The organism is Parolsenella sp., assembly GCF_982402205.1.
The window spans coordinates 1-7,847 of sequence record NZ_CEVYAT010000072.1; the positions used below are offsets into that span (position 1 = coordinate 1).

Annotated in this window: 7 protein-coding genes; 4 read left to right on the forward strand and 3 right to left on the reverse strand. The window is 67.0% G+C overall.

The annotated features are described in order from the left end of the window. Nucleotides 1–68: 68 nt before the first annotated feature. The 3 genes from AC1VTH_RS05070 to AC1VTH_RS05080 form a co-directional block, all read right to left on the reverse strand. Nucleotides 69–830: an amino acid ABC transporter ATP-binding protein gene (locus AC1VTH_RS05070; protein ID WP_481335059.1), complete on the reverse strand. Its 762-nt coding sequence runs from the start codon at nucleotides 828–830 to the stop codon at nucleotides 69–71. 41 nt (nucleotides 831–871) lie between these two features. Beyond that, complete coding sequence (locus tag AC1VTH_RS05075; protein ID WP_293673801.1) at nucleotides 872–1,525, reverse strand: amino acid ABC transporter permease; 654 nt, start codon at nucleotides 1,523–1,525, stop codon at nucleotides 872–874. A 96-nt stretch (nucleotides 1,526–1,621) separates the two neighbouring features. Further along, a complete protein-coding gene (locus AC1VTH_RS05080; RefSeq protein ID WP_481335060.1) occupies nucleotides 1,622–2,488 on the reverse strand; it encodes an amino acid ABC transporter substrate-binding protein in 867 nt (288 codons plus the stop codon). 477 nt (nucleotides 2,489–2,965) lie between these two features. Between AC1VTH_RS05080 and AC1VTH_RS05085 the strand changes: the two genes are divergently transcribed. The 4 genes from AC1VTH_RS05085 to AC1VTH_RS05100 form a co-directional block, all read left to right on the forward strand. Then, nucleotides 2,966–3,856 (forward strand): FAD binding domain-containing protein, encoded by an 891-nt coding sequence (locus tag AC1VTH_RS05085; RefSeq protein ID WP_481335061.1) that lies wholly within the window; start codon nucleotides 2,966–2,968, stop codon nucleotides 3,854–3,856. Then, the gene (locus AC1VTH_RS05090) at nucleotides 3,847–4,407 is read left to right on the forward strand and encodes a (2Fe-2S)-binding protein (RefSeq protein WP_301830262.1); all 561 of its coding nucleotides are present in this window, start codon (nucleotides 3,847–3,849) and stop codon (nucleotides 4,405–4,407) included. The genes AC1VTH_RS05085 and AC1VTH_RS05090 overlap by 10 nt, the downstream gene beginning before the upstream one ends. Continuing rightward, complete coding sequence (locus tag AC1VTH_RS05095; RefSeq protein WP_481335062.1) at nucleotides 4,404–6,770, forward strand: xanthine dehydrogenase family protein molybdopterin-binding subunit; 2,367 nt, start codon at nucleotides 4,404–4,406, stop codon at nucleotides 6,768–6,770. Before AC1VTH_RS05090 ends, AC1VTH_RS05095 begins: the two co-directional genes overlap by 4 nt. Nucleotides 6,771–7,086: 316 nt before the next feature. Further along, a partial coding sequence (locus tag AC1VTH_RS05100; RefSeq protein ID WP_481335063.1) for a MalY/PatB family protein occupies nucleotides 7,087–7,847 on the forward strand: 761 nt, incomplete at its 3' end.

Genomic DNA, 7,847 nt, shown 5'->3' on the forward strand with positions numbered 1-7,847 from the left:
CCCGTAGCCTTTCTGTCCCAAACCGCAGGAAAAGTGGGACAGAAAGGCTACGGGCGCAAATGTCCCAGCTAGCCGTTGTACCTGCTGAGGAACTCGCGGGTGCGCTGCTGCGTGGGGTTGCCAAAGACCTGCTCGGGGGAGCCCTCTTCGACGACGGTGCCGCCGTCCATGAAGACCACGCGGTTTGCCACGTCGCGCGCAAAGGCCATCTCGTGCGTCACGATGACCATGGTCATGTTCTCTGCCGCGAGGTCCTTGATGACATTCAGCACCTCGCCGGTGAGCTCGGGGTCAAGGGCGCTCGTGGGCTCGTCGAAGAAGAGCATCCCGGGCCTCATCGCGAGCGCGCGGGCGATGCTCACGCGCTGTTGCTGGCCGCCGGAGAGCTGGCAGGGGACCTTGTCCTCGCATCCGGCGAGGCCCATCTTGGCGATGAGCTCGCGGGCCTGGGCCTCGACCTCGGCGTGGTCGCGACGCTGCACGTGGATGGGTGCGTCCATGATGTTCTTGAGCACGCTCATGTGCGGGAACAGGTTGTAGTTCTGGAACACCAGGCCAAAGCGCGAGCGTGCGCGGGCAAGCTCGGCGGGCTTGGCGTAGGCGGCGCGTCCTCCCTCGTTGGTGGCAACTGCGACGTCGCCAAACGAGAGGCTGCCGGCATCGAGGCGCTCGAGCAGCGTGGCGCAGCGCAGTAGCGTTGACTTGCCGCCGCCCGAGGGGCCGATGATGGCCACGACCTCGCCGCAGCTCACCTCGAGGTCAATGCCCTTGAGCACCTCGTTTTGCCCGAACGCCTTGCGGGCGCCCTCAATCTTCATCACGGGTTCCATGCCGTCTCGTTCCTCTCGTCCTTCTCGCCCTTATAGCGCGCCTAGTCGTGGTAGTAGTCGAGCCTCTTCTCGACGGCGCCCAGCGCCAGCTCGACGATGAAGTTGAAGACCCAGTACATGACGGCCGCGATGGCAAACGGCACCATGCTCACCTGCGAGGCCACGAGGGCCTTGGCGGTCGAGAACATCTCGGCCACGCCAATCGAGAAGGCGAGCGACGTGTCCTTTACGAGGGTGATGATCTCGTTGCCCATCGCGGGCAGGATCTTCTTGACCACCTGCGGAAGCACGATGCGCACGAAGGTCTGCGCGCTCGAGTAGCCCAACACCTCGGCCGCCTCGTACTGGCCGCGCGGAATCGACTGGATGCCCGAGCGATAGATCTCTGCGAAGTAGGCCGCGTAGTTCACGATGAACGCCACGACGCAGGCCTGCCACTTCGATGCGGGCGTGAGCTCGATGCCAAAGACGTAGAACGGCGCGAAGTAGATCGCGAACATCTGCAGCATGAGGGGCGTGCCGCGCAGCACCGAGATGAACGCGCGGGCAAGCCAGGCCAGCGGGCGGAAGCGGCTCATGCGCGCGAGGGCTACGGGGATGCCCAGGGGGATGGCTCCCACGAGGGTGAGGGCGAACAGCGCGAGCGTCGTGCCGAAGCCTTGGACGAGCATACCGGTCATCGTGGTAAGGTCCACGGGTGTCTCCTTAGGGGTGCCGCGGCCTGCGAAGGGGTGCGGGCCGCGGCATGTAGCGGGGTGGGTCAGGTGGCTGGTGAGGGCGCGCGCCCTTGGCTACTTGAGCAGCCAGTTCTCGTAGGAGATGCCGTAGCTGGCGTACTTCTCGCACAGGTCTGCGACGAAGCCGTCGGCGTCCATGGCCTTGAGGGTCTCGGTGACCTTGTCGGCGAGCTGCTGGGAGCCCTTCTTGAAGCCAACGGCGTAGCGCTCGCTCGAGAGGGCCTCGTCGAGCTGGGCGTAGGCGTCGGGCTTGGCGGCGAGCTGGTACTGGGCGATGGAGAGGTCGCAGGCGACGGCGTCGACGGCGCCGCTTTCGAGCTGCATGAACGCGGTGTTGTAGTCGCCGATGGTGTCGAGCGAGGCGAAGGTGGCGGCGAGGGTGGCCTGGTCGCCCTGCAGGACCTCGAGGGCGGCGGAGTCGGTCTGGGTGATGACGGCCTTGCCTGCGAGGTCGGCGAGCGAGGAGATGCCGGAGTCCTTCTTGACCACGACGACCTGGCCGTTCTTCATGTAGGGCTCGGAGAAGGTGTAGTCGTCCTCGCGGCCCTCCATGGTGAAGCCGTTCCAGATGCAGGTGATGGCGCCCGAGTTGAGCAGGGTGTCCTTGGCGTCCCAGTCGATGGGCTCGAGGTTGAGCTCCCAGGAGTTGCGCTTGCAGACCTCGCCGGCGAGGTCGATGTCGAAGCCGGTGAAGTTGCCGTCGTCGCCAACGAAGCCGTAGGGCGGGTAGGCCTGGTCGAAGCCGAGCGTGAGCTTGGTGATGTTGGCGGAGTCGTCGGTCGCGGCGGTGCTTGCGGCGGCGGTGGTGCTGGCTGCGCTGCCGGAGCCGCCGCAGCCAACGAGGCCGAGGCCGCAGGCGGCGGCGAGGCCGCCTGCGAGGGAGAGGAACTGGCGGCGGGAGATCTGGGCGTTGGCGTTCATGGGTCCTCCTTGGTGGTGGCAGGCGGCTGTGCCGTGCGAGCCACTTTAGTCTGCTAAAGTCGATGGCATCCACTTTAGCAAGATAAAGTGACGCGTGCAAGTTACGTGTTTGTTGCGCGGGCAACGGGGCGCAACTTGGGCGGCTGCGCGTATCGATCGACGGGCGCCGCGGGGCGGGCGCATGGTGGGCCGCGTGGGGCGCTGCGGGACGGCCGCTTGTACGTGGCGCAACGAAGTCGCTGTGCGGGCGTTGTTCAGAAGATAGTCGAACGCGTGATTTGAACTTTTCCTGCAGGAAGGCCCCCTCGGGGGCCTTTTCCTTTAGGATTGGATGGTAAGGATTCAAGAGGGGGCGCCACGCGTCATTGGCCTTGCACTTGCTGCCCATGCCTGGGTGGTGGCGCGAGGCCTTGTCATGTGGGCCCTACAGATGACCGCGCGCGGGTGCGCGGCGCGGCCGATATCCGAAGGAGAAATGTGCTCCAGTTCAAGAACTACGCACGCCCCGACACGGTCGAGGAGGCGTACGAGCTTGTCCGCAAGGGTCGCATGAACCGCATCATGGGAGGCGGCGTCTGGCTTCGCCTCCAGGACCGCCGCATCTCGACGGTCATCGACCTGTCCTCCTGCGGTCTCGACAAGATCGAGGAGACCGAGGACGCCTTCGTCATCGGGTCCATGGTGACCCTGCGCCAGCTTGAGTGCCATCAGGCCTTCAACGACGCCACCTGCCACGTCTTCGAGCGTGCCGTGCGCGACATCGTGGGCACCCAGATGCGCAACCTCGCCACCGTGGGCGGCTCCGTCTTTGGCCGCTTTGGCTTCTCCGACGTCCTCACCGCGCTGCTCGCCCTTGACACCGAGGTCGAGCTCGTGGGGGCCGGCACCGTTAGCCTCGCGACCTTTGCCCAGATGGGCTACGAGCGCGACGTCCTCGCTCACGTGATCGTGCGCAAACACGACTACCGCGCGAGCTTCCAGGTCGTGCGCCGCAGCGCCACCGACTTCCCGGTGCTCAACGTCTGCGCCGCCGAGTGGGACGGCTGGCACGTGGCCGTGGGCGCTCGCCCCACCCGTGCCCGCCTCGTCGAGGGCACCGCGCTGGGCCTTCCCGTCACCTTCACCGCCGAGGAGCTCGATGCCGCCTGCGAGCGCCTGGCCCAGCTGCCCTTCTCGGGCAACATGCGCGGCTCGGAGCGCTACCGCCGCCACCTCGCTCGCGAGCTGGGGCGCCGCGCCATCTACCAGGCCGCGGGTCTCGAGCCGCCCTCTCCGGACCCTGTGGCGTCCGCGCCCCGCACCGTCTGCGCGCACACGCTCGAAACCCCTGACCAGGCCTCGGAGGGAGGCGACCCCGCATGCTCGTAAGCTTCTTCATCAACGATGAGTACGTCTCCGAGGACGTCCGCCCCGACATGCGCCTGCTCGACTTCCTGCGCATGCGTGGCCTCAAGAGCGTCAAGTGCGGCTGCGAGACCACCAACTGCGGCCTGTGCACCGTCTGGCTCGACGACGTCCCGGTGCTGTCGTGCGCCGTGCTCATGTGCCGCGTGGGCGGCCGCCGCGTCACCACGCTCGAGGGCCTAATCGCCGAGTCGGCCGAGTTTGCCACCTGCATGGCCGAGGAGGGCGCCGAGCAGTGCGGCTTCTGCTCGCCGGGCCTCATCATGAACGTGCTTGCCCTCAAGCGCGACAACCCCGACGCCTCCGACGAGGAGATTCGTCGCGTGCTGTCGGGCAATCTCTGCCGCTGCACGGGCTACTCGAGCCAGATGCGCGCCGTGCGCCGCTTCCTGGGCCGCGCGACCGTGGCCGAGGGTGGCGTCGCCCACGCCTCGGTGGCCTCCGTGCCCGCCCCCGGCGACAGGCTCGCCGCCCGCATCGCCGCAGACGAGAGCGCCGAGGAGGTGCGCGCATGAGCACCATCTCGAACTTCATCGCCCCCGACGAGCGCGCTGGCGAGCTCGCGTGCGTCTCGCACGCCGTGGTCAAGAAGGACGCCCGAGGCCTGCTCCAGGGCCGCGCCGTCTACACCAATGACCTCGCCCCGCGCGACTCCTACATCGTGAGCCTGCTGCGCTCGCCCCACGCCCACGCTCGCATCCGCTCGATCGACACGCACAAGGCCGAGCGCATCGACGGCATCGTGGCCATCTACACCTACGAGGACGTGCCCCACGAGCGCTTCACCCTCGCGGGCCAGTCCTTCCGCGAGATGAGCCCCTACGATACCCTCATCCTCGACAGCACCGTGCGCTACATCGGCGACGAGGTGGCCATCGTGGTGGGCACCGACGAGCGCGCCATCGCCGCGGCCAAGCGCCTCATCAAGGTCGACTACGAGGTGCTGCCTGCGGTGACCGACTTCACCCAGGCGCTCGACAACCCCGTGGTGGTGCACGACGAGGACGACATCCGCGCTCACATCCCCATGGGCGAGGACTTCTCGCGCAACCTCATCTGCCACGAGGTGTCCGAGGTGGGCGACCTTGATTCGGCCTTCGCCGCCTCCGACGTCATCATCGAGCACGACTACGAGACCCAGGCGGCCCAGCAGTCGATGATGGAGCCGTTCTCCTGCTACGCCTACACCGACGCCCAGGACCGCGTGTGCGTGGTCTCCTCGACGCAGGTGCCGTTCCACATCCGCCGTCAGGTGGCCACCGCCCTGCAGATTCCGCAGAGCCGCGTGCGCGTCACCAAGCCGCGCGTGGGTGGCGGCTTTGGCGCCAAACAGACCGGCTGCAACGAAATCTACGCGGCCTTCGCCGCCTTCAAGCTGGGCCACCCCTGCAAGTGCATCTACACGCGCGAGGAAACGATGGCCTGCGCCAACACGCGCCACAAGATGCGCATGCACGTGAGGCTGGGCGCCAAGTCCGACGGCACGATCATGGCCATCGACCTCGACGTCCTCTCCGACGCCGGCGCCTACGGCTACCACGCGCCCACCACGGTGGGCCTCGCCGGCCACAAGTCGCTGCCCATCTACAACCACGCCCGCGCGAGCCGCTTCTCCTACGACGTGGTCTACACCAACGCGACGCCCGGTGGCGCCTTCCGCGGCTACGGTGCCACGCAGGGCCAGTTTGCCGTGGAGAGCGCGGTGAACGAGCTGGCCGACAAGCTGGGCATCGATCCCTGCGAGCTGCGCCTGGCAAACATCGTGCACGAGGGCGAGACGTGTCCGCAGTACTACAACGAGGTACTGCGCAGCTGCCGCCTCGACGACTGCATCGCCCGCGCCAAGGAGATGATCGGCTGGGACGACAAGCCCCTCGCCCGCGACCTGGGCGACCGCGTGCGCGCCCTGGGCGTGGCCCTCACGATGCAGGGCTCGGGTATCTCCAACGTCGACATCGGCAGCATCGACATCCGCCTCGAGGACGACGGCTTCTTCGTGCTGAACCTGGGCGCCACCGACGTGGGCACCGGCTGCGACACGATCATGGCGCAGTTCGCGGCCGAGGTGCTGGGCTGCAGCCCCACCCAGATCGTGGTGAACGGCGTCGACACCGACACCTCGCCCTATGACTGCGGCGCCTATGCCTCGTCGGGCACCTACGTTACCGGCATGGCCGCCGTGTCCGCCGCGACCAAGCTGCGCGAGAAGATCTGCGAGCAGGCCGCAAAGTTCATGGACGTTGCCCCCGAGCAGGTCGTCGTGGCCGACGGCCGCGTGTTCGTCGACGACGGCGCCGACGACGACGTGGTGACCGTGGGCCAGATCGCGTCGGGCAAGGTGCGCGAGATGACGCTCGGCGAGCTTGCGAACCGCTGCATTGGCATTGGCCTGCAGCCGGGCTACCTCTCGGCGCATGCCTCGAACTCGCAGCCCGTCTCGCCCCCGCCGTTCATGTGCGGCATCGCCGAGGTCGACGTCGACAAGGCGACGGGCGAGGTCACGGTGGTCGACTACGTGGCCGCGGTCGACTGCGGCACGGTTGCCAACGCCAACCTCGCGCGCGTGCAGGCCGAGGGCGGCATCGTGCAGGGCATTGGCATGGCGCTCACCGAGGACGTTCAGGTGGCGCCTGACGGGTTCCTCCGCACCCGCAACCTGATGCAGTACAAGATCCCGAGCCGCCTCGACGTGCCCGACATCCGCATCGACTTCTGCCCGAGCTACGAGCCCACGGGCCCGTTTGGCGCCAAGTCGATTGGCGAGGTCGTCATCAACACGCCGCTGGGTGCCGTCGCGAGCGCCGTGGCCCACGCCACCGGCAACTACGTGCGCACCCTGCCGATCACGCCCGAGAAGGCCCTCTTCGGCGAGGAGTAGGGCGGCCCGTTCGTGGCCCCTGCTCCGCTCATAGCCTGACCCAGGCGCCCGCACGGCCCCGTTGCCGTGCGGGCGCTCTTTATGTTGCGTGCTTCTCGGTGGGGGTATGACAAGGGCATGACAATGGGGGCATGACAGTGAGGACGTGCTTTCTGTCATATGAAAGCGCGTGATGGGGGTGGGTCTTTTGTCGCGCAAAAACGTGCCAGAAGACACGTCCCCCTGTCACGCTCGGCCGTTTGCGGGCATCGTGGTATGCGTTTTGCGGAGTGCATGCTAACGTTGTATCGTTTGCCACGAACGAAAGGACCAACGCATGAAGTACGACTTCACCTCTCACCTCGAGCGCCATGGCATGGACGCTGTCGCCGTCGACGGCCTGGGCGTGGGCCCCGCGCCCGACGCGCCCGCCGAGGGCTTTGACGCCATCCCCATGTGGGTGGCCGACATGAACTTCCCCACGGCGCCCACGATCACCGAGGCGATCATCAAGCGCGCGCAGCACCCGGCCTTTGGCTACTTTGACCCCACCGATGACTACTTTGGCTCGATCATCGACTGGCAGAAGACCCGCAACGGCGTCGAGGGCCTCACGCCCGAGTGCATCGGCTACGAGAACGGCGTGCTGGGCGGCGTGGTCTCGACCCTCAACAGCTTCATGGAGCCGGGCGACAAGGTCCTGCTCCACAGTCCCACCTACATCGGCTTCACCAAGTGCATCGAGGACAACGGCTTCAAGATCGTGCACTCGCCGCTCAAGCTCGACGAGGACGGCGTGTGGCGCATGGACTTCGAGGACATGGAGGCCAAGCTCGCCGAGGGCAACATCCACGCCGCCGTGTTCTGCTCGCCCCACAACCCCTGCGGCCGCGTGTGGGAGCGTTGGGAGATCGAGCGCGCCATGGAGCTCTACAAGAAGTACGACTGCGTGGTTGTCTCCGACGAGATCTGGAGCGACATCATTCTGCCGGGCCACAAGCACATCCCAACGCAGAGCGTCTCCGAGGACGCGCGCAGGCGCACCGTGGCCCTCTACGCCCCGTCCAAGACGTTCAACCTGGCGGGTCTCGTGGGCTC

What these genes read in the sequence shown, in the direction of transcription:
- AC1VTH_RS05070 (WP_481335059.1), bottom strand. Translation starts at nt 830, where the DNA reads ATGGAACCCGTGATGAAGATTGAGGGCGCCCGCAAGGCGTTCGGGCAA.
- AC1VTH_RS05080 (WP_481335060.1), bottom strand. Translation starts at nt 2,488, where the DNA reads ATGAACGCCAACGCCCAGATCTCCCGCCGCCAGTTCCTCTCCCTCGCA.
- AC1VTH_RS05090 (WP_301830262.1), top strand. Translation starts at nt 3,847, where the DNA reads ATGCTCGTAAGCTTCTTCATCAACGATGAGTACGTCTCCGAGGACGTC.
- AC1VTH_RS05095 (WP_481335062.1), top strand. Translation starts at nt 4,404, where the DNA reads ATGAGCACCATCTCGAACTTCATCGCCCCCGACGAGCGCGCTGGCGAG.